General features: G+C 63.6%; 25 protein-coding genes and 3 tRNA genes. 19 read left to right on the top strand and 9 right to left on the bottom strand.

Annotated features, from left to right (window positions below; translation table 11 throughout):
- Nucleotides 1-45: 45 nt before the first annotated feature.
- The 3 genes from G453_RS0111930 to G453_RS0111920 form a co-directional block, all read right to left on the bottom strand.
- Complete coding sequence (locus G453_RS0111930; protein WP_027191255.1) at nucleotides 46-1452, bottom strand: sigma-54-dependent transcriptional regulator; 1407 nt, start codon at nucleotides 1450-1452, stop codon at nucleotides 46-48.
- Nucleotides 1434-4460 (bottom strand): hybrid sensor histidine kinase/response regulator, encoded by a 3027-nt coding sequence (locus G453_RS0111925; RefSeq protein ID WP_027191254.1) that lies wholly within the window; start codon nucleotides 4458-4460, stop codon nucleotides 1434-1436. The genes G453_RS0111930 and G453_RS0111925 overlap by 19 nt, the downstream gene beginning before the upstream one ends.
- Before the next feature lie 101 nt (nucleotides 4461-4561).
- A complete protein-coding gene (locus tag G453_RS0111920; protein ID WP_027191253.1) occupies nucleotides 4562-5482 on the bottom strand; it encodes an esterase/lipase family protein in 921 nt (306 codons plus the stop codon).
- 169 nt (nucleotides 5483-5651) lie between these two features.
- Between G453_RS0111920 and G453_RS0111915 the strand changes: the two genes are divergently transcribed.
- The 6 genes from G453_RS0111915 (at nucleotide 5652) to icd (ending at nucleotide 8582) form a co-directional block, all read left to right on the top strand.
- Nucleotides 5652-6083, top strand: coding sequence for a hypothetical protein (locus G453_RS0111915; protein WP_027191252.1), 432 nt, complete (start codon nucleotides 5652-5654; stop codon nucleotides 6081-6083).
- A 74-nt stretch (nucleotides 6084-6157) separates the two neighbouring features.
- Nucleotides 6158-6233: transfer RNA gene (locus G453_RS0111910), tRNA-Val, on the top strand.
- 9 nt (nucleotides 6234-6242) lie between these two features.
- Nucleotides 6243-6319, top strand: a tRNA-Asp gene (locus G453_RS0111905).
- A gap of 179 nt (nucleotides 6320-6498) precedes the next feature.
- Nucleotides 6499-6575: transfer RNA gene (locus G453_RS0111900), tRNA-Asp, on the top strand.
- Between the two features lie 137 nt (nucleotides 6576-6712).
- Nucleotides 6713-7336, top strand: a complete 624-nt coding sequence (locus G453_RS0111895) for a DUF2238 domain-containing protein (protein ID WP_027191251.1) — start codon at nucleotides 6713-6715, stop codon at nucleotides 7334-7336.
- Between the two features lie 97 nt (nucleotides 7337-7433).
- Nucleotides 7434-8582: an NADP-dependent isocitrate dehydrogenase gene (gene icd, locus G453_RS0111890; protein WP_027191250.1), complete on the top strand. Its 1149-nt coding sequence runs from the start codon at nucleotides 7434-7436 to the stop codon at nucleotides 8580-8582.
- A gap of 104 nt (nucleotides 8583-8686) precedes the next feature.
- Here the strand turns inward: icd and G453_RS0111885 are convergent, their stop codons facing one another.
- The 4 genes from G453_RS0111885 to G453_RS0111870 form a co-directional block, all read right to left on the bottom strand.
- Nucleotides 8687-10024 carry an ArsB/NhaD family transporter gene (locus G453_RS0111885; RefSeq protein WP_027191249.1) on the bottom strand — a complete coding sequence of 446 codons (1338 nt, stop codon included), beginning with the start codon at nucleotides 10022-10024 and terminating at the stop codon, nucleotides 8687-8689.
- 42 nt (nucleotides 10025-10066) lie between these two features.
- Nucleotides 10067-11074 carry a transporter substrate-binding domain-containing protein gene (locus G453_RS0111880; protein WP_051272357.1) on the bottom strand — a complete coding sequence of 336 codons (1008 nt, stop codon included), beginning with the start codon at nucleotides 11072-11074 and terminating at the stop codon, nucleotides 10067-10069.
- Nucleotides 11075-11519: 445 nt separating this feature from the next.
- Nucleotides 11520-11837: a flagellar biosynthesis anti-sigma factor FlgM gene (gene flgM, locus G453_RS0111875; RefSeq protein WP_027191247.1), complete on the bottom strand. Its 318-nt coding sequence runs from the start codon at nucleotides 11835-11837 to the stop codon at nucleotides 11520-11522.
- A gap of 117 nt (nucleotides 11838-11954) precedes the next feature.
- The gene (locus G453_RS0111870; protein WP_027191246.1) at nucleotides 11955-12374 is read right to left on the bottom strand and encodes a DVU0524 family FlgM-associated protein; all 420 of its coding nucleotides are present in this window, start codon (nucleotides 12372-12374) and stop codon (nucleotides 11955-11957) included.
- 142 nt (nucleotides 12375-12516) lie between these two features.
- On the opposite strand from G453_RS0111870, the gene G453_RS0111865 reads away from it, so the two are divergent.
- From G453_RS0111865 to G453_RS0111855, 3 genes are all read left to right on the top strand, one after another.
- On the top strand, nucleotides 12517-13368 hold the full coding sequence (locus tag G453_RS0111865; RefSeq protein WP_169725327.1) for an NAD(+)/NADH kinase: 852 nt from the start codon (nucleotides 12517-12519) through the stop codon (nucleotides 13366-13368).
- Complete coding sequence (locus tag G453_RS0111860; protein WP_027191244.1) at nucleotides 13365-15119, top strand: ARMT1-like domain-containing protein; 1755 nt, start codon at nucleotides 13365-13367, stop codon at nucleotides 15117-15119. Before G453_RS0111865 ends, G453_RS0111860 begins: the two co-directional genes overlap by 4 nt.
- Before the next feature lie 538 nt (nucleotides 15120-15657).
- Entirely contained in the window at nucleotides 15658-16125 is a 468-nt protein-coding gene (locus G453_RS0111855) for a winged helix-turn-helix domain-containing protein (RefSeq protein WP_084502296.1), read from the top strand.
- 21 nt (nucleotides 16126-16146) lie between these two features.
- Here the strand turns inward: G453_RS0111855 and G453_RS0111850 are convergent, their stop codons facing one another.
- Both G453_RS0111850 and G453_RS0111845 read right to left on the bottom strand, forming a co-directional pair.
- Nucleotides 16147-16827 (bottom strand): GNAT family N-acetyltransferase, encoded by a 681-nt coding sequence (locus tag G453_RS0111850; protein WP_027191242.1) that lies wholly within the window; start codon nucleotides 16825-16827, stop codon nucleotides 16147-16149.
- An 84-nt stretch (nucleotides 16828-16911) separates the two neighbouring features.
- Nucleotides 16912-17211 (bottom strand): hypothetical protein, encoded by a 300-nt coding sequence (locus tag G453_RS0111845; protein ID WP_027191241.1) that lies wholly within the window; start codon nucleotides 17209-17211, stop codon nucleotides 16912-16914.
- A gap of 142 nt (nucleotides 17212-17353) precedes the next feature.
- Here G453_RS0111845 and gatB point away from each other — a divergent pair, with 142 nt between their 5' ends.
- The 10 genes from gatB to G453_RS0111800 all read left to right on the top strand — a co-directional run bounded on the left by gatB (nucleotide 17354) and on the right by G453_RS0111800 (nucleotide 25685).
- Nucleotides 17354-18784 carry an Asp-tRNA(Asn)/Glu-tRNA(Gln) amidotransferase subunit GatB gene (gatB, locus tag G453_RS0111840; RefSeq protein WP_027191240.1) on the top strand — a complete coding sequence of 477 codons (1431 nt, stop codon included), beginning with the start codon at nucleotides 17354-17356 and terminating at the stop codon, nucleotides 18782-18784.
- A gap of 12 nt (nucleotides 18785-18796) precedes the next feature.
- The gene (mtnA, locus tag G453_RS0111835; protein WP_027191239.1) at nucleotides 18797-19837 is read left to right on the top strand and encodes an S-methyl-5-thioribose-1-phosphate isomerase; all 1041 of its coding nucleotides are present in this window, start codon (nucleotides 18797-18799) and stop codon (nucleotides 19835-19837) included.
- A 498-nt stretch (nucleotides 19838-20335) separates the two neighbouring features.
- Entirely contained in the window at nucleotides 20336-20536 is a 201-nt protein-coding gene (gene thiS, locus G453_RS0111830) for a sulfur carrier protein ThiS (RefSeq protein ID WP_027191238.1), read from the top strand.
- 3 nt (nucleotides 20537-20539) lie between these two features.
- On the top strand, nucleotides 20540-21310 hold the full coding sequence (locus tag G453_RS0111825) for a thiazole synthase (RefSeq protein WP_027191237.1): 771 nt from the start codon (nucleotides 20540-20542) through the stop codon (nucleotides 21308-21310).
- A 9-nt stretch (nucleotides 21311-21319) separates the two neighbouring features.
- On the top strand, nucleotides 21320-22423 hold the full coding sequence (gene thiH / locus G453_RS0111820; protein ID WP_027191236.1) for a 2-iminoacetate synthase ThiH: 1104 nt from the start codon (nucleotides 21320-21322) through the stop codon (nucleotides 22421-22423).
- A 67-nt stretch (nucleotides 22424-22490) separates the two neighbouring features.
- The gene (locus tag G453_RS27950) at nucleotides 22491-23171 is read left to right on the top strand and encodes a hypothetical protein (protein WP_156920897.1); all 681 of its coding nucleotides are present in this window, start codon (nucleotides 22491-22493) and stop codon (nucleotides 23169-23171) included.
- A 48-nt stretch (nucleotides 23172-23219) separates the two neighbouring features.
- Nucleotides 23220-23834 carry a sulfur carrier protein ThiS adenylyltransferase ThiF gene (gene thiF / locus G453_RS0111815; protein WP_027191235.1) on the top strand — a complete coding sequence of 205 codons (615 nt, stop codon included), beginning with the start codon at nucleotides 23220-23222 and terminating at the stop codon, nucleotides 23832-23834.
- Between the two features lie 8 nt (nucleotides 23835-23842).
- Nucleotides 23843-24475, top strand: coding sequence for a thiamine phosphate synthase (thiE, locus tag G453_RS0111810; RefSeq protein ID WP_027191234.1), 633 nt, complete (start codon nucleotides 23843-23845; stop codon nucleotides 24473-24475).
- Nucleotides 24476-24538: 63 nt separating this feature from the next.
- Complete coding sequence (locus G453_RS0111805) at nucleotides 24539-24889, top strand: cupin domain-containing protein (protein WP_027191233.1); 351 nt, start codon at nucleotides 24539-24541, stop codon at nucleotides 24887-24889.
- A gap of 244 nt (nucleotides 24890-25133) precedes the next feature.
- Nucleotides 25134-25685: a cysteine hydrolase family protein gene (locus G453_RS0111800; RefSeq protein ID WP_027191232.1), complete on the top strand. Its 552-nt coding sequence runs from the start codon at nucleotides 25134-25136 to the stop codon at nucleotides 25683-25685.
- The last annotated feature ends 135 nt before the right edge of the window (nucleotides 25686-25820 follow it).

The following is a 25820-nucleotide window of genomic DNA, read 5'->3' as shown; positions in this document are numbered from 1 at the left end:
CTCCCCTTTTTGCTTTCCCGCTTCGCGAGATTCAAAGCCCCAAAACTACAGGACCATGTTGTGCTTCTTCAAAAGCGCGTACAGGTGCGAGCGCGACAGCCCAGAGGTGTCCAGCATGGCCTGCAAATCCTTGCCGGTCTGGAAGGCCAGGGCGTCCAGGTATTCGCGTTCCTTGGATTCCTTGAAGGCCTTGAGCGTGGGCAGGGAGGCGTCGGCCTGGAACATGGGGCGGTAGGGCGCTGCTATGGGCGTGGCGTCGTCGCGGCGGCCGCGCTCGATGTTGGCCTTCATCACCTGGATGCGCACCTCCACGGGCAGGTGCTTGGCGTAAAGCGTCGGCTCCATGCCCGCCGCAGCCAGGGACCGTTCCAGCACGCCGAACAGTTCGCGAACGTTGCCTGGCCAGGAGTAGGCCATGAGCATGTCCGAGTAGTCGCTGCCCACGCCTTTCGTAGGCAGGCCGTAGCGCTGGCAGAGGGTGTCCAGGTGGGACAGGGTCAAAAGCTTGATGTCCTCCCGGCGTTCGCGCAGCGCAGGCAGGGAGATCACGAAGGTCTTCAGGCGGAACAGCAGGTCCTGGCGGAATTCCCCCTTGGCAGCCATGGCCTCCAGGTCGCGGTTGGTGGCGGCGATGAGACGGAAATCGCTCTGCACCTCCACGCTCGACCCCACCGGACGGAAGCGCTTCTCCTGCAGCACCCGCAGGAAGGCCTTCTGGATGCCCATGGGCATCTCGCCCACTTCGTCCAGCAGCAGCGTGCCGCCGTCGGCCAGCTTGACCAGGCCCGGTCTGTCCTGGTCGGCCCCGGTGAAGGAACCCTTGCGGTGGCCGAAGAGGGTGCTCTCCAGAAGAGTCTCGGTGAGCGAGGCGCAGTCCACTGCCACGAATTCGCCGTCGGCGCGGGTGGAGTTCTGGTGGATGGTGCGCGCAAGCAACTCCTTGCCGGTGCCGGTCTCTCCGGTGATGAGCACCGGGCCGGTCAGGCGCGAAGCCTGGGCCACCAGGTCAAGGCAGGCTTCCATCCTGGGGCTCGACCCGATGATGGATTCCCGGCGCAGCGAAACGGTGGAGACCTTCTGCCCCTTCTCCTTGTGGTACTTGAGCGCGCGGGTCAGCGAGAGCATGGTCTGCTTGATAGGCGCGGGCTTGACCAGATAGTCCCACGCGCCTCCTGATACGGCCATCTCCGCGCCGTCCGGGTCGCCAAGGCCCGTGAGGATGATAACTTCCGGGGGGCTGTCGCCGCGTCTGATCTCGGGCAGGGCCTCCAGGCCGTTGCCGTCGGGGAGACGGATGTCCAGAAGCACCACGTCCACCTCCTCGCGGCGCACGAGGGCCAGGCCCTCCGCCAGAGTGCCCGCGCCCAGGAAGGTGAAGTGCATTCGGCGCGAAAGGCTTTGGAAGGTGTCGCGGATTTCCGGGTCGTCGTCGATTACGAGGATTGTGGACATGAGGCGGGTCCGGTCTCCAGGACCTGGCCGATGGCGCGCGCCAGATCCTCTCCGTTATAGGGTTTGAGCAGAACGGTCTTGATGTTGCCCGCGCGTTCGGCCTCCGTCAAGGAGCTGCGCCTGCCGGACACCAGGATGACGGGAATGTCGGGCGCGGCCACGTGCATGCGTTCGGCCAGCTCCACGCCGGACATGCCGGGCATGTCGAAGTCGGTGACCACGATCTCCACCTCGCCGGGGGCCATTTTCAGATATTCCAGGGCCTGGGCCGCGCCGCTCTTGGCGGTCACGCGGTAGCCCATGAGCTCGAGCACCCGGGGGATGACCCGGAGCTGATCCTCGTCGTCCTCCACGAAGAGCACGTGCTCGCAGCCCTTGCGCACCGGGCCCTCGGGCAGTGCGGCAGGGGTGGTGGGGTCGAAGTCGTCGTGCTTGGGCAGGTATATCTCGAAGCTGGCTCCCTGGCCGGGCTGGCTGGCCACGCGAAGCCCTCCGTGGTGGGAGGTGACGATGCCGTGCACCACGGCGAGGCCCAGGCCCGTGCCTTCGCCCTTGGCCTTGGTGGTGAAGAAGGGGTCGAAGATGCGGTCCATGATCTCCGGCGGGATGCCGGGGCCGGAGTCGGTTACGGACAGGCGCAGGTAGCGGCCCGGCGCAATGTTCAGCATCTCCGCCTGGAGGTCGTCCAGGTCCACCTTGGAGAGCTCGATGGCCATGTGCCCGCCGGTTGCCCGCATGGCCTGGAATGCGTTGGCGCACAGGTTCATGACGATCTGGTGGATCTGGGTGGGGTTGGCGAAGGCGATGGCCGGGTGCACCTCGATGCGCCTGCTGAGCGTTATGTTGCGGGGCAGGGTGGCCGCGAAGATCGCCAGCGCGTCCTGCGCCACCTCGGCCATGTCGGTCGGGCTGAAGCCTTCCTGGGAGGGGCGGCTGAAGGTCAGGATCTGCTGCACCAGCTGCGCGCCGCGCCGGGCGGCCTTCAGGGTCCGCTCCAGGTCCAGGGCTGTGTCCGAGCCTTCGGGGATGTCCATGAGGGCAAGCTCGGTGGAGTTTATGATGGAGGTGAGGATGTTGTTGAAGTCGTGGGCGATGCCTCCGGCCAGCGCGCCGATGGCCTCCATCTTCTGCGACTGGAGGAGCTGGCGCTCCAGGCTGATCTTGGCGGTGACGTCCTCGGCCGTTCCCAGCACGCCCACCACCTCGCCCGCCTCGTCGTGCAGAGGGACGATGGTCATCTCCAGGCTCACGCGGGGGCGGCCCGGAAAAGCCAGGGACCACTCGCGCCGGTGTACGGAGTGCCCGGAGGTCAGCACGCGCCGGTTGACCTCCTCCGCGGAGGCGACTGCCTCGGGCGGCAGGATGGCCGACACCCGCTGGCCCACGATCTGCTCCGGGCGTTCAAGCCCGAAGAAATCCAGGAAGGAGCGGTTCACGCCGAGATAGTTGAGGTTCTTGTCCTTCCAGTAGACCAGCTGCGGGATGTTGTTCAGCACCAGCTGGAGCATGGCCTCGGAGCGGCGCAGGGCGCGCTCTGCCTCGCGGCGCAGGGTGATGTCCTGGATGGCTTCCACCACGCCGGCCACCTCGCCCTTGGCGTCCTTGTAGGTGGCCTTGCTGACGATCACGCCGTGGGTGTTGCCCAGGGCGTCCAGCATGTCGGTCTCGAAGCTCAGGATGCCCGGCTTGGAGAGCAGGTGCCGCTCGGCGGAATCGAAGCGCCTGGCCAGGGGGTGGTCCGGGTTTTCCAGCAGGTCGTGGCGGGCCACGCCGAACCATTGCTCGAAGGCCAGGTTGCATCCCAGGTAACGCCCGTCCACGCCCTTGTAGGAGAGCGGCAGGGGGATGGTGTCCATGAGGATGCGCAGGAAGGACAGCTGGTTCTTGATCTGCATCTCGACCGAACGCTTCTGCACGATGGACGTGGCCAGGAGCACCAGCACGAACACCAGCAGGAAGAAGCCGGACAGGCTTATCCACACGATCTGCTTGTTGATGGTGTAGAACGACAGGGGCTCGTTGATGAGCGTGGAGCCCAGCGGCAGCTTGTTTTCGGGAATCTTGAACCGCTTGAGAACAGGATAGTCGAACAGGTAGGGGTCGTTGAATTTGTTCACCACGGGGATATTGGCGGGCGTCTCCCCTGCCATCACCTGGAGGGCCATCTTGGCCGCCAGCGCGCCTTCCTCCTGGCCGGAGTGCAGCTTTCCGCCGACGATGCCGTGCCCCAGCATGAACTGCCAGGCGCTGTAGATAGGCACGGGCGAGGACTTGGACAGTATCTCGCAGACCTCTTCCACCGAATAGACCTGCTTCTCCGTGCCCAGGTAGATGGGGATGAGGAAGATCATGTCGCTGGCCGTGAGGGTCTCCGTGCGCTGCAACAGCTCCGGCAGGGTGTGCACGTCCCAGTATTCGAAGATCAGCTGGTTGCGGAACTTGGCTGCGGCGTGGCGCACCTGCTTCTTGATGGACTGGCTGGTCAGGGAATAGTCGCCCACTACAACCACGCGCTTCACTTCCGGGCTCAGCTCGTGCGCCAGCTTGAGGTTGGCCTCCAGGTCGGGGTGTTCCACCACGCCGGTGATGTTCCTGCGCCCCTTGAGCTTTTCCGGGTCGAAGTCGTTGACGCCGCAGAATATGGTCGGCACGTCGGGAAACAGCTGGTCCTGGTGCTCCAGGAAGAACTGGAAGGCGTTGTCGTCGGACACGATGATGACGTCGAAGGACGTGGTGCGGTATTTCTCCGAGTACAGCCGCTTCAGGGTGGTCACCATGTTGTCGTCGGCGAAGCGCTTGGAGTCCATGTATTCTATCTGGAGATCGTAGGGCACCGTGGATTTGTCCAGGGTGCTCCGCAGGCCTTCGAGAATCTGGTCGGACCAGGCGTAGCCGTTATGGTAGGAGTTGAGGTAGAGGATCTTCTTCTTGTTGGTCGCCACCTGGGCGTGGCCCAGGCTGGAGGCGAGGAAGATGAGGATGCAGGCCGCGAAAGAGAGGATTTTCATATGTGAGCCGCCGCGCCGGACGCGGAGTATGACGGTTTAAGCCGCGCGGCCCGGGAAGCGGCGCGCGGCGGACCGAGCCTAGAACAGGAGTGGGGCGCTTTTCAAGCGCTTACGGCCTGGCGTTTGAATCCCGCGCCGCCGCCGGGACGGGCGGGGGAGTCCTCGCAATCTGTTTGCGGCACAGCCTCGTCCAGAAATTCCATCACCAAGCGGACCGTGGGCAGATGATAGAGCATGCTCACGTGGCTTATGGGAGCGGTCTCAGCCTGAATCCAGCCCGGCTCGGAAATCTCCAGGGAAGACGTGGGCAGCACCATGTTGTCCAGCGGCGAGAACAGGTTGAGCTTGGGCATGTCCGGCGGGCTCTTCAACTGGTTTATGCGCGTGATCAGCGGTCCGTTGTGGATGATGCTGCGCCCAAGGCTGCCGAACGCCAGGGCGGCCAGCTTGCTGCCGTGGTTGGGCGCGCCGAGGATGGCCACGGCCTGGACCAGCTTGGCCGTGTCCGGGTCGGCGATGGCCGCGCGCACCAGCAGGCCGCCCATGCTGTGCCCCATGAGCACGATGGGCTCGCCCCCGCACAGCCCTGCGGCCTCGCGCACTACACCCTTGATCTGCTCGGCCAGTTCCCAGAAGTCATACTTCACGGTGTTGTAACTCAGGCAGAAGATCTTTTCGTAGCCGCAGCGCCTGAGCATCCACTTGTACAGGTACCAGGCCGAAGCGTTGTGGTAGAGGCCGTGGATCAGAAGCACGGGAGGGCGGGTGCAGTGGGGCGAGGGCGCGGGCTTCCAGAGCTTTTTCGCGAATCCCACGGGGTAGGTGAGGTACGCCATGAGCTGGCTTGAAACGCTGGAAAGAAAACCCGCCACCACGCACCACAGGAGCCCCTTGGTTCCGGGGCAGGCCCGGGGATGGGACGGGTGGGGGGTGTTGGCCGCTTCGTACCAGAAGAAAATGTAGGTCAGGCCGGAGATGGTTGTTCCGGCTCCGAGTATGCATAGCAAAAAAGTCAGCAACATCAGAGACTCCCGTGAAATGGGACCGCTTGGCCCGCAAACGGGCTTCCTGTACGACAGATACGCACCTGTGGCAATATGGGGTCAATTGTTACAAAATGCCTTCGCGCTTGACGCCGCGTCCCTGAAAGGGGACTGTCATGAAATTGTGCAGTCATCAAAGGAGTATCAGGTGGTTGAAATATTTCGGCATCTGAGTGTCTGCTTTACGGCGGGCGTATTCGGCGGACTGGTGAACGCCCTGTTCGTCTGGGGGATGGGAGCGCTGGGCGCCGCCGCCTTATTCGGGATAGGGATAGCCCCGGCCTGGACCCTGCCCTGGCTGTATCAACGGCTGGTATGGGGCGGAATTTGGGGCTTTCTGTTCCTGATTCCGGTGATGACCAGATCCGTGTGGGGGCGCGGGGCGCTGCTGGGACTTTTCCCGAGCCTTGTGCAACTGCTGGTGGTGTTCCCCAACGTGCTGGACAAGGGCATGTTCGGCCTGGAGCTTGGCGCGCTGACCCCGGCTTACGTGCTGGTGGCCAATTCGGTCTGGGGCGCGGCGGCGGCGTTCTGGATGACCTGCGCCCAGGAACGGACCCGTCGGCGCGGGCGGTTGTAGCCTGTTGAATCAAAACAATGAAAAAAGGGTTGACCTGCGGAGCGGACGCATATAAAAGCTTCCCTTCGTGAGGCGGGCGGGTAGCTCAGTTGGAAGAGCATCGGCCTTACAAGCCGGGGGTCACAGGTTCGAGCCCTGTTCCGCCTACCACGAAGATGCGCGGGAGTAGTTCAGTTGGTTAGAACGCTGGCCTGTCACGTCAGAGGTCGCGGGTTCAAGTCCCGTCTCTCGCGCCACTAGAAAGCAAGAACCCGGAGATTCTCCGGGTTCTTTTTTTTGTGTCTTTCCCCGGACTCGGGGGCCGGACCTTCGCGGTCCATTTTTTTTCCCGAGTTTCGTATTTTGCCCCTTGACCTTTTTGCACGGCGCATATAAATCACGCTTCCCCGCGACGGAGAAGACGTCGCAGGGCTGCGCGGGAGTAGTTCAGTTGGTTAGAACGCTGGCCTGTCACGTCAGAGGTCGCGGGTTCAAGTCCCGTCTCTCGCGCCACAAAGTTCCGGGGTGACGCCCCACCCAAAACCGGTCAGGACCACCATCCTGGCCGGTTTTTCGTTGGCGCGCACAGGAGTGGGAGACCCTCGCCCCGGCGCTGGGCTTTCCCGCCTGGACGGTGTACGCTCATGAGCATGACCACGCGTTACCCCCTTCTTCTCGGTCTGCTCTTTTCGGTCTTCTGGATAGTCCTGGCCGTATCCCCTGTTTCGCGCGATGTCTGGTGGGCGGAGAACATTCCGGTGCTGATGGTTTGCGCTTTCCTGGCGGCCACGTACCGGCGTTTCCGCTTCTCCGGCCTGGCCTATACGTTCATGGCCGTGTGGCTCTTCCTGCACACCGTGGGCGGGCACTACACCTTCGCCAATGTTCCGTTCGGATGGGTGACGGACCTTTTCGGGTTCGAGCGAAATCATTTCGACCGCATCGCCCACTTCTCCGTGGGGTTTTACGCCTTCGCGCTGGCGGAATACCTCCAGCGCAAGCGCCTGGCGCATCCGGTGGTGGTGCTGGCCTTGAGCCTCACCTCGGTGATGGCCCTGGCCTGCGCGTACGAGATTGTCGAGTGGTGGTACGCGATCCTCGTGGGCGGGGACGCGGGGGTCGAATTTCTGGGCAGCCAGGGAGACCCCTGGGACGCTCAGAAGGACATGCTCGCCGACACCCTGGGCGCGGTGTTCACGCTGGCCGTGTTCGCCGCGCGCGAGGGGAGAGGACTGTTCAAAAGAACGCTTAACGACGGACGCGTGTCGGTATAGTTGTCGCGTGCCCGGCCTCTCGTTCCTCTCAGCGGTTGACAGCACCTCTTAGCCGCCGTAAGCGCTTTCCTTCACAAGACACTCCAGGAGCGCGATAATGAACAAAACCGTCCATTACATCATCGGCGACGGCATCGGACCCGAGGTCTTCGCCGCAGCCCGCCCCGTCATCGACGCCGCCGTGGCCAAGGCCTACGGCGATACCCGCAAGCTGACCTGGAAGGAGCTTCTCGCAGGCGAGAAGGCCTTCAAGGAGACCGGAAACTACCTGCCCCAGGAGACCCTGGACACCCTGGCCCAGGCCGAGCTGGCCATGAAAGGCCCCCTGGGCACTCCCGTGGGCGGCGGCATCCGCAGCCTGAACGTGACCATGCGCCAGGTGCTGGACCTCTACGCCTGCATCCGGCCCATCAAATACTTCCAGGGCATCGAGTCGCCGGTGAAGCGCCCCGACCTGGTGGACATGATCGTGTTCCGCGAGAACACCGAGGACGTCTACGCGGGCATCGAGTGGGCCTCCGGCTCCGACGAGGCCAAGCGCCTGATCGAGTTCCTGCGCTCCCTGGGCAAGAACGTGGACGAGACCGCCGGTGTCGGCATCAAGCCAATGACCCCCAAGGGCTCCAAGCGCCTGATCAAGAAGGCCATCGAGCACGCCATTGCCCAGAAGAAGCCCAGCGTGACCATCGTCCACAAGGGCAACATCATGAAGTTCACCGAAGGCGCTTTCCGCGCCTGGGGCTATGAGATGGCCGCCGAGGAGTTTTCCGCCGAAGTGATGACCGAGGCCCAGGCCAAGGAAGGCATGACCAAGCCCGTGCTGCTGAACGACCGCATCGCCGACGCCATGTTCCAGGAAGTGCTGATCCGTCCCCAGCAGTACTCGGTGATCGCCACCACCAACCTGAACGGCGACTACCTCTCCGACGCCCTGGCCGCCCAGGTGGGCGGGCTCGGCCTGGCCCCCGGCGTGAACATGAGCGAGAAGCTGGCCTTCTACGAGGCCACCCATGGAACCGCCCCCACCATCGCGGGCATGGACAAGGCCAACCCCGGCAGCCTGGTGCTGTGCGGCGCCATGATGCTCGAGCACCTGGGCTGGTTCGAGGCCGCCAAAAGCATCCACGACGCCATGGACAAGGCCATCAGCGCCAAGACCGTCACCGTGGACCTGGCCAACCAGATTCCCGGCAGCACCACCCTGGGCTGCACCGCCTTCGGCGAACTGCTCCAGAAAAACCTGTAGGCGCGGCGCTTCGGCGCGTGCCCTCGGGACGTGAAATACTGAGGCGTCCGGCCCGCCCCTTTGCGGGGCAGGCCGGACGCCTCTTCGTTTTTCTGCAGTCCGCTCTAGGCGAGCTTCGCCAGCGCCCACACATACACGGCTGATACGGCCAACTGGCAGACAGTGGCCGGGACGCCGTAGCGCAGGAATCCCGCGAACTGGACCGGGCGCCCATGGGAGGCGCATATGCCCACGCTGACCAGATTGGCCGAGGAGCCGATCATTGTGGCGTTGCCTCCCAGCGTGCCGCCGAACATCATGGCCACGAACACCGGCAGCGCAGTGTCCGGCCAGTCGGTGAAGCCCAGGCCAAGGGCTTCTTCAGGCACCATCTGCATGAGCACCAGATACCCCTTGGTCATGAGGATGGCCGCCGCCACCACGGGGATGTTGGCCAGAAAGCCCGAGGCCAGCCCCACCGCGCCAAGCAGCGCGAAACCAGCCAGCAGCAGGTTGTCGCCGAAATTTGCGTGCATGGCCCGCGAAAGCCCGCCCATGACCCCGGTCTTGGTGAACACCTCCACGAAGCACATCATGCAGAAGATGAAGATGAGGGTCTTCCAGTCGATGTCCCTGAAGATGGCATCCACCGGCTCCACCTTGGAGGAGTAGATGGCCAAAAGGGCCAGCGACGCTCCGATGATGGCGGCTGCCGGCGGGACGATGGGGGTCGGCAGGATGTCCCCGGTCAGGAACAGCCCGACCATCACCGCCAGCGTGAGCAACGCGAAGAGGCAGAAGCCGGGGCGCTCGAGCGGCTTGGGTTTGAGTCCGGGCGGCAGTTTGCGCCGGGTGCGCCAGATCTGCGGAAACAGGAGCGGCATCAGGGGGATCAGCACGATGATGGCCATCACCCCGCCCAGGCTCACCTTCTTCAGGTATTCCACGAAGCCAAGCCCGATGGACTGGCCCACCAGGAAGGTGGCGGGGTCGCCCACCAGGGTCAGGAGCCCGGCGGCGTTGCTGAGCATGGCCGTCAGGATCATGGGGCCGACGAAATCGACCTCCAGCTCGCCGCACACCCGGATCAGGATGGGGGCGATGAGGATGACCGCCGTGGCGTTGGGCAGGATGGCGCAGACCACGCTGACCATGGCGGTGAGCATCAGGAGAAAGCGTCTGCCGCTGCCCCCGGTCATGATGAGAAAGCGCGTGCCCACGTTCTCGAAGATGCCGGTGGGGCCGAGCACCCGCGCCACGACCATGCCCCCGAACAGGAGCGAGAGCGCCCCCTCGGAGGCCACGAAGGTGTTCAGCACGTCCTTGTGGGTGATTGCGCCGAGAATAGTCAGGATGGACAGCCCGAGCAGGGCGGCCAGGGTCATCTCCAGCAGGTTGAAGGCGATGCAGAGGATGACCGCCGCAAACACGGCATAGATGGAATATACTTGGAAATCGTGCATGAGCGGCGGCCTCCGTGTGGACGGGTTAGCGTGCGTGGCCGGTCACAGCGGGGGCGCCCAGATGAGGCCGCCGTCTTTCCAGAGCCGGTTCAGGTCCCGGTCGAGCTTCAGCGGGCTGCCCGCGCCCAGGTTGCGGGAGAACATCTCGCCGTAGTTGCCCACGGATTCGATCACCCGCACGCCCCAGTCCGGAGGGATGCCCAAGGGCTTGGCCAGCGCCCCGGCGCGCTCCAGCAGTTGACGCGCGGCCACGCTGCGGTTCGCAACGTCAGCGATGTTGGCCTGGGTCAGCCCGCACTCCTCGGCGGCCACCAGCAGGGACAACACCCCTCGCAGCACCGTGGTCCACTGCCCGTCGTCCTGGCGGGTCGCCGGAGAGAGTGGCTCCCGGCCGGATGCCTGGGCGATTATTTCGATGAGCTTCGTGCCGTCCGGCATCAGGCTGCGCTCGGCGGCGAGCACTGTTTCGTCTCCGAGGACTCCCCGGCACTCCCCCGACACGAAACCCTTCCAGGCCTGGGCCGTGCTGTCATAGAGGACCGGGTCGAAAGTCAGGCCGGTCCTGGCGGCGATCTCCTCGATGTCGCGCACGTGGGTGGATCCCCGGACCACGCCGATTTTGGCCTTGTCCAGGGCCGCGCGGACAGCGGAGGCATCTTCCTTCCTCACCGCAATCGCCTGCCTGGTGAACAGCAGCGGCCCCACGAAGGCCACGTTGAACGCCGCCTCGCGCCCGATTGTCCATGTGGTGTTTCGGGCCAGCAGGTCGATCTCCTTGCTCATGAGCGAGGTGAAACGCGCTCGCGAGGCCAGAGGCAGGTAGGCGCATTTGGCGGGATCGCCCAGCACGGCGGCGGACACGGCGCGGCAGAAATCGATGTCCATGCCGGACCACGTCCCGGTGGCGTCCTGCATGGCCATGCCGGGGATGTTGTCCCCCACGCCGCAACGGATGACTCCGTTTTTCTTGACTGCGGAGAGCGTCTCCCCGGCGATGCACGGCGCGACGGCGAACGATACAACCGCGACTAGCAGGAGCAGTATCTTCACGTGTATTGACCTTCGTGTGCGGCTGTGCGTGCCGGATGAGGTTTCATATCCGCGAGGAATTTACATGATTTATAGGTCAGGTAGCGCGTTGATGCAATGGCGCTTCGCTTCCTGCGGGCAGATTTGGTGGAACGATGCCTCGTGCGTCAGCTTCCTGTGCGGGGAAGCGGCTGACGAGCACTATCGTCCAGGCGAGGAGGGCTGCGCGGGCGCGTGTCGCAACGCGTTTTTTCGATGGGGCGTAGTGGGACGGGCAGAATGGGCCGCGCTGGTCAGGCCGGACAGGCGTCACATGCGGTGCGCTGTCAATGCCCGGCGGCGTATGAACGCGCAAAGGCGGGAGTCAGGCTGGGAAAACAAAAAGAGCTCGCTGGACGCGAGGGAGAGAGTCCCTCCGCGTCCGGCGAGTGATCGGTATCAGTCTTGCCGCGCGCAGGCGGCGGTTCTAGCGCAGGAAGTCCAGGTCGCTTGCGACCAGTTTCTCGGCGATGCGGCGCGGATTGGGGTTGTAGTTCCCCGCTTCCACCTGCGCCCGCAGCGCTTCCACCCTGTCCACCCGAATGTCCGGGGACGCCTGGGCCGTTTTGGCGGCTTCCGCCACCAACTTGGCGTCAGACGAAACAGAAACCCTATCGCCCGAGGAGGACTGGCTCTTGGCCTTGGCTTTGGCCTTGACGGCTGCTGCCGCTTCCGTGCCTTCACCCTTGTCCACCTTGGACTGTACGTACGGGTTGGAACCTCCCAATATGTTCTTGATGTCCATGTTCCCCTCCTCGGCGGGAATTTCCCGCCGAGACGCCCGCTCGGATTCCTTGGTGGATGAAGCCGCCTCCCCAGACAGCCTACCCTGCGGGCATCTCTTCAACGGGCCTGCGGCCCGTTAAAGCATCGTCTCGTCGACCTTTTCCAGCGCGATGTGCCAGAGCTTCTCCAGAATACGCACCCGCTCGGCTCCGGTCACTTCCTCCGCTTCGTTTTCGCCCAGGACCCGGAAGATCTGCAAGTCCATATCCTCGGGCGGGTAGGCGAAATGGAACTTCGTCCTGAACGCGGTTTCCAATTCCTTCTTGATGTCCACCACCACCGGGTTTTCGGACCCGGTGACGATCAGGCTCTCCACGATCTCCGCAGCCACCTTGTGAACCAGATCCCGGCGTTTGGCCTCGCGTGAGATCTCAACCTGATCCTGCGTCCCGGCGGCCTGGAGCGACCTTCGGTACCGCGCCAGCCTTCGCGCCGTGGTGATCTGCCGCCCGTATGTGCGCAGCATGTTGCGAAGCAATGCTGGGTTGGCGGCCATTTCTTGATTCTCCTCAGTCGTCACGAAACCTATCGGCCAAGAGGGCGGCGGACTTTAGGGGGGGAGGCGAAATAAAACCGGAACGCCCAAACGGCTTGAACCCTGGGCCGGATTCACATAGAGACGCGCTATGCAGGCATCAGTGCGCGAAGTTCTCGTGGTGGTCAAGTCCGGCGACGTCAAAGCCCTGGAACTGGCCGGTCAGATCGTATCCCGGCTCGACGGGCTCGGCTCGTCGGGGCGCATCGTGGAAAACCGTACCGACCAGGAAGGCTGCACGGACGCCTTCTGCCTGGCCAGCGGCGGGCCGCGTCCGCAGCTGGCCGTGGTGCTGGGCGGCGACGGCACGATGATAAGCGTCGCCCGCAAGCTGGCGAGCGAGTGCGTGCCGCTCATGGGCATAAACCTCGGCCGCCTGGGTTTCCTGACCCAGCTCACCGGGGACGACTGGCGCGAGCCGCTGGAGCTGGTGGTGCAGAAGGGCTTCGCGGTGAGCCAGCTCATCATGCTCACCTGCGAGGTGGCCCGCAACGGCAGGCAGATTTTTCACAGCGGCGCGGTGAACGACGTGGTGGTGCGCGGCTCCATGGCGCGCCTCATAAAGGTGGGCATCGTGTTCGGCGGCGAACGCCTGGGCGGCTTCCGGGCCGACGGCATGGTTGTGGCCACGCCCACCGGGGCCACGGCCTATTCCATGAGCGCGGGCGGGCCGCTGGTGCACCCGGACCTCCAGGTGCTGACCATCACCCCCATCTGCCCGTTCCTGTGTGATTTTCGCCCCATGGTGCTGCCCACCGACCGCCCCCTGGACATGGGCGTGGAGGAGGCCACGGCGGACGTGGTGCTCACCTGCGACGGGCAGGCCACCTTCCCCTTGCAGCCCGGCGACTGGGTGCGGGTACGCCGCTCGCCCCATACGCTCAGGCTGGTGGCCGTGGGCAGGCACTCCTACTTCAACAAGTTACTCGACAAAGGATTCATCAGGGAACGATGAGCCCGGTCAGCTTCCCCACCATGGGCTCGCCCAGCGAGCTCCGCTACGGCAAGGACCCGCTTCTCGACGCGTGGCTTCTGCACTTCATGAGCGAGAACCACATCGAGTACTCCATCGACCCCCTGCGCAACGCCTCGCCGGAGCAGATGCGCTTCATGGCGGCACTGGGGCCGGACGAAATTTACGTGCCCTGTTCGGACATGATGCTCGGCCATCTCCTTGAGAAGCATCAGGAACCCTCGCTCATGGACGCCTACTCCAAGGTGTGGCGAGACGTGCTGGAACTGATCGAGAACCACTGCCCCGGCGAGTACGAGAAGATGATGATCCTCTCGCTGTGCGACCACAAGTACCGCCAGGCCGTGAACGCGCCGGTGCTCATCCCCTCGCGGCTCCTGAAACGCCTGACCTCCATCGTGCTGGCCCAGGCCGGGCAGGACGACCCCCACCGCGAGCGCAAGCGCCTGCTGAACCGCCGCGCCAGCCAGTTCATGGAGACCCAGGCCATGAACGTGGCCCTGAACACCTGTCCGGGCATGGCCGTCAACTGCGCCACCATCCGCGACATGCGCTTCGAACTGGACATGCTGGAGATATCGCGGCTTCTGTGTCTCTCCGTGTGGAAGCCCATCTGGGAGAGCGACCACTTCGCGCCGCAGCCCCGGGAGATCGAATCCGAACTCCTGAACTGCGGGCCTTTCGACGTGCTGCGCCGCGCCCTGGACCCAGGCCGTCCCAAGTCCATGAAGATCCTCTACATGCCGGACACGGCGGGGGGGCTGTTGTTCGACATCCTGGTGGTGCGGGTGCTCCTGCGCATGGGCCACCGGGTGATCCTGGCCCTGAAGGACGGCTTCTTCTTCGACTGTCCCACGGTCTGGGACTCCGACGACGACCCCGTGCTGGCGCAGGCCCTGGCCGGTTCGCGCCTGCTGGGCGACAGCCGCGCGGGCAAGAATGCCCTTTTGCAGGCCCTGAAGGAGACCCCCTTCCTGGTGATCTCCGATGGCAGCCGCGAGCGCCTGAACCTGTACAAGACCAGCGTCACCTTTGCGCGCGCCTGGAAGGAATCCGACCTGGTGATCGCCAAGGGGGAGCTGAACCACCGGCGCATCATGCTGACGCGCACCAAGTTCACCCGCGACGTCATCTGCGTGCACCACGGCGCGGACGGGCTGCTCCACGTGGACCTGAAACCCAAGCCGTCCGGGCTTCGCACCTTCACCGAGCCGGAGATAACGGCCAAGGCCGAGGCCATTATCGCCCGCATGCGCGCCGAAAAAGCCGCCGGAAAGACCATTGTGTTCTATTCGGCCATCGTGGGTTCCATTCCCCACGAGACGGAGACCGCCATCAAGGTGGTCACCACGTTCGTGAAACAGCTTCGCGCCAGGCTGACGGGGACGCACATCATAAATCCCGCCGAACACTTCGAGGAGGGCATGGACGCCGACGACCTGATGTTCATGTGGGAGAAGGTGCAGCGCTCCGGGCTCATCGGGGTGTGGCGGTTCCAGTCCAGCTCCGACATCGAGCAGGCCTTCGAGATGATGGGGCGAAGCGTCCCCCCGGTCTGGACCGGCAAGGACGCCACGTTCTCCACCGGCTGCACCAAGGAGATGCACATCGCGCTGGACGTGCAGCGCTCCCACCCGGAGATGCAGATAATCGGGCCGGACCCGGAGAAGTTCTTCAGGCGGCGCGAGTACGGCGTGGGCAAGTTCATCGACGCGGCCATCGCGGCCAGGTAGCGACACGCTGGGGCAGGGTGGTTATTGTTCCGCCCCGCGTCGGGTGCGTCTGTCGGCGGGCGCATCCGGGAGGCTCGGTCTGCGCGAGAACACCGCGCGAGCGAACAGGGCGATGCGATCCTGTCCTGACAACGCCACGCCCCGACCGGTTCAGGGCTCCTCCCGTCCGGGTCGAGTCATCTTCTCTTCACACCTCCAGCTTGCTCAGTTGCGCTCCCTCGTTCGGGCGTCCTGGTGACGCATCTCGGCGCGCCTCTCCGGCATCCCCTGTCTGCTCATCTTGAAAGAAGGTTTGCACCTAGTAATTGATTTTGACTTTCAATTTCGACTATTGGTCTTTCACCCATCCACCAAGTCGGGACACCGGGGAGCGCGGCAGGCAAATCAGGAGGCAGGCAGTACCTCCCGCGCTTCCCGGACCGACATGCCGGACTCTTCACCAAGAACTATCACGCGAGGGTGATCTGCCTCCTAAAGCGCGAACAATCGTTTTCGGGGTTGTTGTTCCTGCCTGGGGTTTGCTAGCATGTTCATCGATATGACGACCAAAGAACAGAAAGAGAAGGTCTGTGAGGGCGAGGCCCCATCGACGAACGGTGGCGGGCTGGGCGGCGTCAGGCCGCCTGTGGTGCGGCTTCGCCTGTGGCTGGAGACCGAGGACGGCATGTTCTTCGGCACGGGCCGGGGCATGCTGCTGGAGGCCGTGGACCGTTTCGGTTCGCTGAAAAAGGCTGCAGAACACCTGGGGATGTCCTACCGGGCGGCCTGGGGCAAGATCCGCAAGACCGAAAAAGTGCTTGGCGTCCAGCTTATCGAGCAGGCGGGCAGCCGCAAGGGCGGGCACACGCTGACGCCGGGCGGACGGCTGCTCATGGACAAGTTCGGCGAATGGTACGAGGCTGTGGAGGCCTCCGCCGTGGGCAAGGCCCGCGAGCTGTTTCCCTGGGCCTGCATGAGCTTCAAGGAAGCCCATCCCCCCCGCAAGCACGACGAGGACGAATCCTGAGTACGCCTTCCCCAAGCCGCACTATTCAAACACAAGCCGCAACTGCCTCACCCCCACGCCGCCGAAGACCACGGCGTCATCATCATAAATATATTCGCGCAGCATGCTGAAGCCGAGCGTGGCGTACAGCCGTTCGGCCTGCACGTTGCCGATCTCGCAATAGAGCTCGATTCCAGTGCCCCCCGCTGCGCGCGCCTCCTGCATCACACGCTCCATGAGCCCCCTGGCGACGCCGCCTGCCCGGAACGGGCGGCGCACGGCCAGATATTCCAGCAGCCACATGCCCTGCGGTTCGGGATCGTCACCGGGCGAGAGCCAGTAGAGCAGGCGCTTCTGGCGTTCAAGCGCCGCATCCACGAGCTCGGGCGCGATGTTGAGCCCTGCCGCGACTTCTCTGAAGGGATCGGGAGAACACGGGAACTCCCCGAAGGGGACCGCCGGGCGCGCGGTGGCCGTGCCGGAGCACACGCCGTCAACAAGGGCCACGAAGGTGTTGTCGATGCGGCCCCATACCTGGGCGGGATGCATGGCGAGGCGCGCCATCACACGCAGGATCAGCGGTTCCGGCAGGTTCAGCAGGTAGTCCAGGATGCCGCGCTTGTGCTGGGCGCGGGTGGCCATGAGGATCATTTCGGCCAGGCAGGGGGCGTAGCCCGGACCTGCCCGGTAGACCGAGAGCGGTTCCGTGTTGTTGACTGGCATGGATAATCCTACCACGCCGGGGGGCATGGGGCAACGCGGGAGCCGGACGCGGCGTACGGCTCCCCTTCACTCATCCTTGCCGTATCAGCGTGCCTTGCACTGGTTCAGCGCGTTGTTGCAGTTGGCCACGCACACGTAGCGCTGATTGGCGTCGGCTATCTGATTGCAGACCCCCACGCAGTTCTGCCAGTTGTTGTTGCAGTTCACTTCCTGGCGTCTCTGCTGGCGATTGTCGTCGTTCTGGTCGTAGTAGCCTCCGCCTCGCTGGTTGTAATAGCCACGGTTGTCATCGTAATATCCGCCCTGGTTTGTGCCGGGGATGCATCCGGCGGCAGAAGCCAGCACGCACAGCAGGAGAAGGGGGAGCAGGGTGGTCGGTCGCATGGGGGCCTCCTGAAAAAGTGTTCGTCTTATCATACCCAACATGAACCGACCTGCAAGTCAATCTCGTCTGCCCATTGACCACGCCCCGCATGGGCTGTAAGACCAGACCCCGCTACCCACTACTTCCCAGGAGCCTCACGTCATGGCGGTATACGAGGCGGTCATCGGCCTTGAAGTCCACGCCCAGCTTCTCACCAAGAGCAAGATTTTCTGCGGCTGTTCCACCGCGTTCGGCGCGGACCCCAACGAAAACGTCTGCCCTGTCTGTTCGGGCATGCCGGGCATGCTGCCCGTGCTCAACGAGAAGGCTGTGGAATACGCGGCAAAAATGGGCATGGCCGTTGACTGCACCCTGAATCCGGTGTCGGTGTTTGCCCGCAAGAACTATTTCTATCCCGACCTGCCCAAGGGCTACCAGATCTCCCAGTACGAGCTGCCCATCGCCGAACACGGCAAGGTGGACATCCTGCTGGACGGACAGGTCAAGACCATCGGCGTCACCCGCATCCATATGGAAGAGGACGCCGGGAAGAACATCCATTCCTCCACGGACAACGCAAGCTACGTGGACCTGAACCGCGCCTGCGTGCCGCTCATCGAGATCGTCAGCGAGCCGGACATGCGAAGCGCCGAGGAGGCCGTGGCCTACTTGAAGGAGCTGCGCTCCATTCTGGTCTATCTGGGCATCTGCGACGGCAACATGGAGGAGGGGTCGTTTCGCTGCGACGCCAACGTCTCCATCCGCCCCAAGGGGCAGGAGGCCTTCGGCACGCGCGCCGAGATAAAAAACGTCAACTCCTTCCGCAACGTCCGCCTGGCCATCGAGTACGAGATCCAGCGCCAGAAGGACTGCCTGGAGGACGGCGAGGCCATCGTCCAGGAAACCCGGCTTTACAACCCGGACAAGAACATCACCGCCTCCATGCGCGGCAAGGAAGAAGCCCACGACTACCGCTACTTCCCCGACCCCGATCTTGTGCCCCTGAAGCTCGACCCCTCCAAGGTGGACGCCTGGCGCGCCGAGCTGCCGGAGCTGCCGCGCGCCAAGCGCGAACGCTTCATGCGCGACTTCGGCCTCTCCGTGCAGGACGCCGACGTGCTGACCGCCGAGCGCGAGATTGCCGAATACTTCGAGCAGGCTCTCTCCGCCTACGACCAGCCCAAGAAGATCGCCAACTGGGTCATGAGCGAGCTCATGCGCGAGATGGCCGAGGCCAAGCTTACTGCGAAGCAGGTGGCCCTCAAGCCCGCCGAGCTGGCCGCGCTGGTGAAGCTCATCGACGACGGCGTCATCTCCGGCAAGATCGCCAAGCAGATCTTCCCCGAGCTGTTCGCCCAGGGCGGCGACCCGCAGGCCCTGGTGAAGGCCAAGGGCCTGGTGCAGATCTCCGACACTTCGGCCCTTGAAGCCGCCATCGACGCCGTCATCGCCGCCAACCCCGCCGAGGCCGAGGCCTTCCGGGGCGGCAAGACCAAGCTCATGGGCTTCTTCGTGGGCCAGATCATGAAGGCCACCAAGGGGCAGGCCAACCCCGGACTGGTGAACGAACTCTTGGCCAAAAAACTCAGCTAGGACTTTAACTCCATGACCGATCATATTCAGTTCTCCCCCGAGAAGGATGCCCTGATCCTGCTCGACCAGCGCATCCTGCCCGGACGCGAGGAATATTTCCCCTGCACCAACACCCAGGAGACCATCTACGCCCTCCAGACCATGGTGGTGCGCGGCGCGCCCGCCATCGGCGTCACTGCCGCCTACGGCTGCTACCTGGCCTCGCGCGAGGTGGCCTCCGCCAGCGACTGGAAGGCCGCCCTGGAGAAGCTCCTCGTCGAGCTGGAAGAAGCCCGTCCCACAGCAGTGAACCTGCGCTGGGCCGTGAAGCTCATGCGCGACGCCTGGAAGGCCTCTCCGGGCCTGAGCCTGCCTGAGCTGTCCGCCAAGTGGCTGGCCATGGCCAAGGACATCCACGCCCAGGACATCGAGATCAACACGGCCATGGGCCGCTTCGGTGCGGACCTCATCGACGACGGCGACACCGTGATGACGCACTGCAACGCCGGAGCCCTGGCCACCGCCGGGTACGGCACGGCGCTTGGCGTCATTCGCGGCGCCTGGGAGCAGGGCAAGAAGATCTCCGTGATCGCCAACGAGACCCGCCCCTTCCTGCAGGGCGCGCGTCTCACCGCCTACGAGCTGGCCAAGGACGGCATCCCCGTCAAGGTCGCCTGCGACAACGCCTGCGCGCTCCTCATGCAGCGCGGCATGGTGCAGAAGGTCGTGGTCGGCGCCGACCGCATCGCGGCCAACGGCGACGCGGCCAACAAGATCGGCACCTTCGGCGTGGCCATCCTGGCCAAGCACTTCGGCGTGCCCTTCTACGTGGCGGCCCCGGCCAGCACCTTCGACCTCGCCTGTCCCTCGGGCGCGGACATCCCCATCGAGGACCGCACCCCCCGCGAGGTCACACACATTGGCGAGCACCAGATCACCCCGCAGGGCGTCGGCGTGTTCAACTACGCCTTCGACGCCACCCCCTCGGAGCTGATCGCGGGCATCGTCACCGAGCGCGGCGTCATCCGCGCGCCCTACGTGGAGAACATCGCCAGGATTATTGGCGGGAAGTAAGTAAGAATCAGGATGCCTCCGGCGGCCAAAGGGCTTCGCCCTTTGGAAACCCTCTCCGCTTCGCATTCCAGCGCGGCAGACTGGAGTTTCCTCGTAAACCGGATGCAGAACGTCCACTGCAAAGGTTTTCAAGCAAGGCAAAGCCTTTGCAGGCAAGTGCCGGGTGCGGGACGCCTGCCTCTTCTGGAATTGGAACACGGCAGACTGGAGTTTTGACGGGAATTTGGTGCAGGACGCCGTCTCCGCTTTGCATTTCTTGACGGAGTATGGGTTTTCGACGAGGGCTGGGTGCTGTCACGGTCGGGTTCTGGCGGGCGGGCGACGAATCGTCTTCAAATCGGTTCTAGCCCGCCCGCCAGGACACGAACGGGACAGCACCCAGCACCCGCCCCGACGACCTGCCCGACCCGGTCCCGGCCCGGTATGCCCAGGCCCTACCCAGCCCTTTACGCCGCCAGCAGCGGTGTTACACTCTCTCCCCAGCGGGAGCACTCCAACATGAACCTTCGCATCAACGGAAAATCCACCACCCTGCCGCACCCCCAGACCCTGGAAGCCTACCTGGCCTCCCGGAATCTGGACCCTGCGGTCGTGGTCATCGAACTGAACGAATCCATCGTCCCCAAGGACAAATGGGCGCAAACCCTCCTCGCAGAGGGCGACAGCCTGGAGATCGTGTCCTTCGTGGGAGGAGGCTGATATATGTCCGACAAGCTCACAATCGGCGGCGTCACCCTCCCGAGCCGCCTCTTCCTGGGGTCCGGGAAATATTCCTCCAACACGCTCATCCCGGCCATCGTCGAGGCCAGCGGTGCGGGCGTCATCACCGTGGCGGTTCGCCGCGTGGACCCCGAGGCCGGTCAGGAGAACATCCTTACCCATATTCCCAAGACCTGCATCCTGATGCCCAACACCTCCGGCGCGCGAAACGCCGCCGAGGCCGTGCGCATCGCGCGCCTCGCCCGCGCGGCAGGTTGCGGCGACTGGATCAAGATCGAGGTGATAAGCGACAACCGCTACCTGCTGCCCGACAACCAGGAGACCATCGAGGCCACGCGCATCCTGGCTGCCGAGGGCTTCACCGTGCTGCCCTACATGTCGCCGGACCTGATGGCCGCCAAGCGCATGGCCGAGGCCGGAGCCGCCGCCATCATGCCGCTGGGCGCGCCTATCGGCACCAATCGGGGTTTCCGCACCAAGGAACTCGTGCGCATCATGATCGAGGAGCTTGAGCTGCCGGTCATCGTGGATGCCGGGATCGGGCGGCCCTCCGAAGCCTGCGAGTGCATGGAGATGGGCGCGGCCGCCGTGCTGGTGAACACCGCCGTGGCGTCGGCGTCGGACCCCGTGGCCATGGGGCGCGCTTTCGGGCAGGCCGTGGCGGCAGGGCGCGCGGCGTTTCTGGCCGGGCCGGGAGCCGTGCAGGAGAGCGCGAAGGCGTCGTCGCCGCTTACGGGATTTCTTCACGAATAGAGACGTACCATGACATTCTACGACGAACTACGCCGCTACGACGGCTTCGACTTCGCGTCCTTCTTCGCCTCGGTGACGGACGCCGACATCGCGCGCATCATCAGCAAAGAGCGCCTGTCCCGCGAGGACTACTTGGCGCTTCTTTCCCCGCGCGCCACGTCCCACCTGGAGGCCATGGCGCGCCGCGCCAGCGAACTCACCGTGCGCCACTTCGGCAAGGCGGTGCTCTTGTTTACGCCGCTGTATCTGGCCAACCACTGCACCAACCAGTGTGTCTACTGCGGCTTCAACACGAAGAACGCGTTGGAGCGCCGCAAGTTGACGCTTGAGGAGGTCGAGGCCGAAGCGGTCGAGATCGCCAAGAGCGGGCTGAAGCACATCTTGATCCTCACTGGGGACGACCGCAAACAGACTCCGGTCAGCTACATCGCGGATTGCTCCAAGGTGCTGAAGAAGTACTTCACCAGCATCGCCGTGGAGGTCTACGCCCTCACCCAGGACGAATACGCCGAGCTGGCCGCCGTGGGCGTGGACGGCATGACCATGTTCCAGGAAGTCTACAACGAGGAAATCTACGCCGAGCTGCACCCCAAAGGCCCCAAGCGGGTTTACCGCAACCGCCTGGAGGCCCCGGAGCGCGCGGCTGCGGCGGGCATCCGCCAGATCACCACGGGGACGCTCCTGGGGTTGAACGACTGGCGCACCGAAGCCTTCTTCACCGGCCTGCACACGGACTACTTGCAGCACACCTACCCGGACGTGGAAGTGGCCATCTCGCCGCCGCGCATGCGCCCGCACCTGGGGGGCTTCCCGCCCAAGGTGATCGTGTCGGACGCGGACATGGTGCAGTATATTTTGGCGTTCAGGCTGTTCATGCCGCGCGGCGGGGTGACGCTCTCCACGCGCGAGAACGCGAAGCTGCGCGACAACCTGCTGGGGCTTGGCGTCACCAAGATGAGCGCGGGCGTATGCACCCAGGTCGGGGGCAGGGCGTCCGGCCAGGAAGACCCCGGCCAGTTCGAGATATCCGACGAGCGCAGTGTGGCCGAAATGGCCCAGATGCTGTACTCGCGGGGGTATCAGCCGGTGTACAAGGATTGGCAGTATTTGTAGGATGCAGACAATAGTTTGAACAGCAGTTGAACATTGAACAAATTATTGTTTCGAGTGAGGTCCTCCTATGGGATGGGAAGAGGTAGTTAAGTTCTCTCTCGCTGTGTTCTCCGCTGCTGTATCAATCTCTGCGGCCGTAGCTTGGCTGACGAAGAAATTGTTCAGTTCTTGGTTTGATAAATCACTTGAAAAATATAAGGCCAAGCTAAATGGAGACATAGAAACACATAGGGCATGCCTCAAGAGGGATGCAGATGAATATCAAGCGCGTATTTCTTTTGAATTGAGCCGTATTGATAATGAAAGGTCTTTTAGGTTTTCAAAGCTACATGAAGAAAGGCTCGAAGTTATAAAGTCAATGTATGGTAGTATAAGCTGTATTGGTGTTTATCTTGAGTCAACTTTGTCCGTATTGCATCGCTTGGATGATATGTCGATAGAGGAGATGTTTAGCAACGTTGTTGATAGCTATAATGAGCTTTTGAAAGTATATCCGCGTAATGGATTGTTTTTTTCTCCAGAGTTGTGTGCTTTGATTGATGATTTTCTTGCGAAAATGAGACAGGCTATTCGTGCGATTCAAGTGTATCCTCTTGATGTTGAGCACGCCACATATATAAATAATCCCCTGATTCTTGGCACGCGCCATGAAATGTTAGAAGGTGTTAGGGGTAAGTACAGGGATGAAATAAAAGTGTTGCAAGAGCGTTTGGCTGGAGAATTTAGAGAGTTGTTAGGCGTCAACTAGCAATGATTCGGTTTGTTTTCGGGTTGGATATACTTTTAGGATGACCGCATGAATCCCTTCCAGCAGGGCCTGTCGCGCTATCTGTCGCCGGACGATCTTTCGCGCGTGCGCTCCCTTCGCATCGGCATCGCGGGCGCGGGCGGGCTCGGTTCCAATTGCGCCTGGATGCTGGTGCGCTCCGGGTTCTCGAACTTCGTCATTGCTGACCACGACGTTGTCGATGCCAGCAACCTGAACCGCCAGTTCTTCTTTATCCGCCAGATCGGCATGCCCAAGGTCGCGGCGCTTCGCGACAACCTTCTGGACATCAACCCGGACGCGAACATCCAGGCCGTGCAGACCCTCATCACGCCCGACAATGTCGCTTCCCTGTTCGCGGACTGCGACGTTGTCGTCGAAGCCTTCGACGCGGCCAGCGCCAAGCGCATGATCGTGGAGGCCTACCTCCCTACGGGTAAATTTCTGGTGGCCGCGTCAGGTCTTGCGGGGTATGGCGATGCTGACCGCATCGTCACGCGGCGCGTGCGCGATAACTTCGCCATAGTGGGCGACATGGCCAGCGCGGCCACGGAGCAGTGTCCGCCCCTGGCCCCGTGCGTCACGGTTGCGGCGGCCAAACAGGCCGATCTGGTGCTCGAATTCGCTTTGCGGAGGCAAGCGTGAAGAAATCCATGCGTAATTTTCTGGCTGGCGGCATCTATGCCATCCTCTCGGAGGAGCACTCCAATGGCCGTTCCAATCTGGAGGTGGCCGAGAAGCTCCTGGAGGCGGGCATCACCGTCATCCAGTATCGCGAGAAGGACAAGAAGGCGGGGGCCATGTACGACGAGTGCCTGACATTGCGTGAAATGACGCGCTCCGCCAAGGCCACCTTCATCATCAACGATCACGTGGACCTGGCCCTGCTGGTGGACGCCGACGGCGTGCACGTCGGGCAGGAGGACCTGCCCCCGGCGGCGGTGCGCAAGCTCCTCGGGCCGGACAGGATAATCGGGCTCTCCACGCACGGTCCCAGCCAGGCGCGCGCAGCCCAGACTTCCGGCGTGGTGGACTACATCGGCGTCGGCCCCATCTTCGCCACCAAGACCAAGAAAGACGTCTGCGATCCCGTGGGCTTCGAGTATCTGGACTATGTTGTGGAGCATATCCCCATGCCCTTCGTGGCCATCGGCGGCATCAAGACCCACAACCTGCCCCAGGTGCGCGAGCGCGGAGCCCACATGGCCTGTCTGGTAACGGAGATCGTGGGCGCGGACGATATTTCCGGCACCGCCAGGAATCTTCGCAATATGATGAAGGCGTAATTTTCGTTTGGAGCCGGGCAAAGCCCGGATGCGTCAACAGGCATACATCATCGGGAGGACGGCGTGGAGATCAAGGATTACAAGGCCATCGAACCTGTTCGCTTCGACAACGAAGTAGCCAAGGGAGTCGCCGGGCGCGTGCTGATCGGCAAGGCTGACGGCGCGCCCAACTTCTGCATGCGACTGTTCGAGATCGCACCCGGCGGCCACACGCCGCGCCACACCCACGACTGGGAGCACGAGATGTTCTACCACAGCGGGCAGGGTGAAGTGTACGGCAACGGGCAGTGGAACCCGGTCGGGCCGGGCAGCGCCGTGCTCGTCAAGCCGAACGAGGAGCATCAGGTGCGAAATACCGGCACTGAACCGCTGATGCTCTTGTGCCTGGTTCCCTCGGGTGCGCCGGAGCTGTAAGAGATAATATGCCTCCGGCGGCCAGGGGGAGAAGCCTCCCCCTGGACCCGGCTTTCCGCTTCGCATTCCAGCGCGGCAGACTGAAGTTTCGACGGGGGCTGGGTGCTGTCCCGGTCGGGTTCTGGCGGGCGGGCGACGAATCGTCTTCACATCGATTCTAGCCCGCCCGCCAGGACACGGACGGGACAGCATCCAGCACCCGCGTCGGCGCAATCTGGCCGCTAACTATAATAAAGGCATCGCCATGAATACCGCACTCATCCTGATCGACCTCCAGATGGACTACTTCGCGGGCGGCCCCATGGAGCTCGTGGGGGCCGAGGCCGCCGTGCTGAAGGCGGGCCGCGCCTTGGGCTGGTTCCGCGAGCAGGGCTGGCCGGTCATCCACGTGCAGCACCTCTCGGTGCGCCCCGGCGCGGGCTTCTTCATCCCCGGCACGCCCGGCGTGGAGATCCACCCCGCAGTGGCTCCCCAGGAGGGCGAAGCGGTCGTCCAGAAGACTTTCCCCAACTCGTTCCGGGCCACGGAACTCCAGGACCGCCTGGACGAGGCCGACGTGAAGCGGCTGGTTATCGCCGGAATGATGACCCACATGTGCGTGGACGCAACCACCCGCGCAGCCTTCGACCTGGGCTACGAGTGCGTCGTGCTGGCCGACGCCTGCGCCACGCGCGCCCTGGACTACGGCCACGTGAACGTGCCCGCCGCGCATGTGCAGGCGGCCTTCATGGCGGCTCTGGGCGCGGTGTACGCCACCGTGACCGGCGTGAAGGACATGGCCGGGGAGCTGCGGTAATCGCCGTTTTTCAGAGGACTTGACAAGACGTCATGCGATAGTGCAAAGTACCCGTCCTCAGCGGAGCCCCCGACCTCGGGGATTCAAGGGGCCACCCCCCTTGCCCGCCGGGGCCTTAACCCGGGACATACCTCC

Source organism: Fundidesulfovibrio putealis DSM 16056, assembly GCF_000429325.1.
In the GTDB taxonomy this organism is placed as follows: domain Bacteria; phylum Desulfobacterota; class Desulfovibrionia; order Desulfovibrionales; family Desulfovibrionaceae; genus Fundidesulfovibrio; species Fundidesulfovibrio putealis.
The sequence above is the reverse complement of the archived record's forward strand: the minus strand, read 5'-3'. Positions and strand labels throughout refer to the sequence as shown.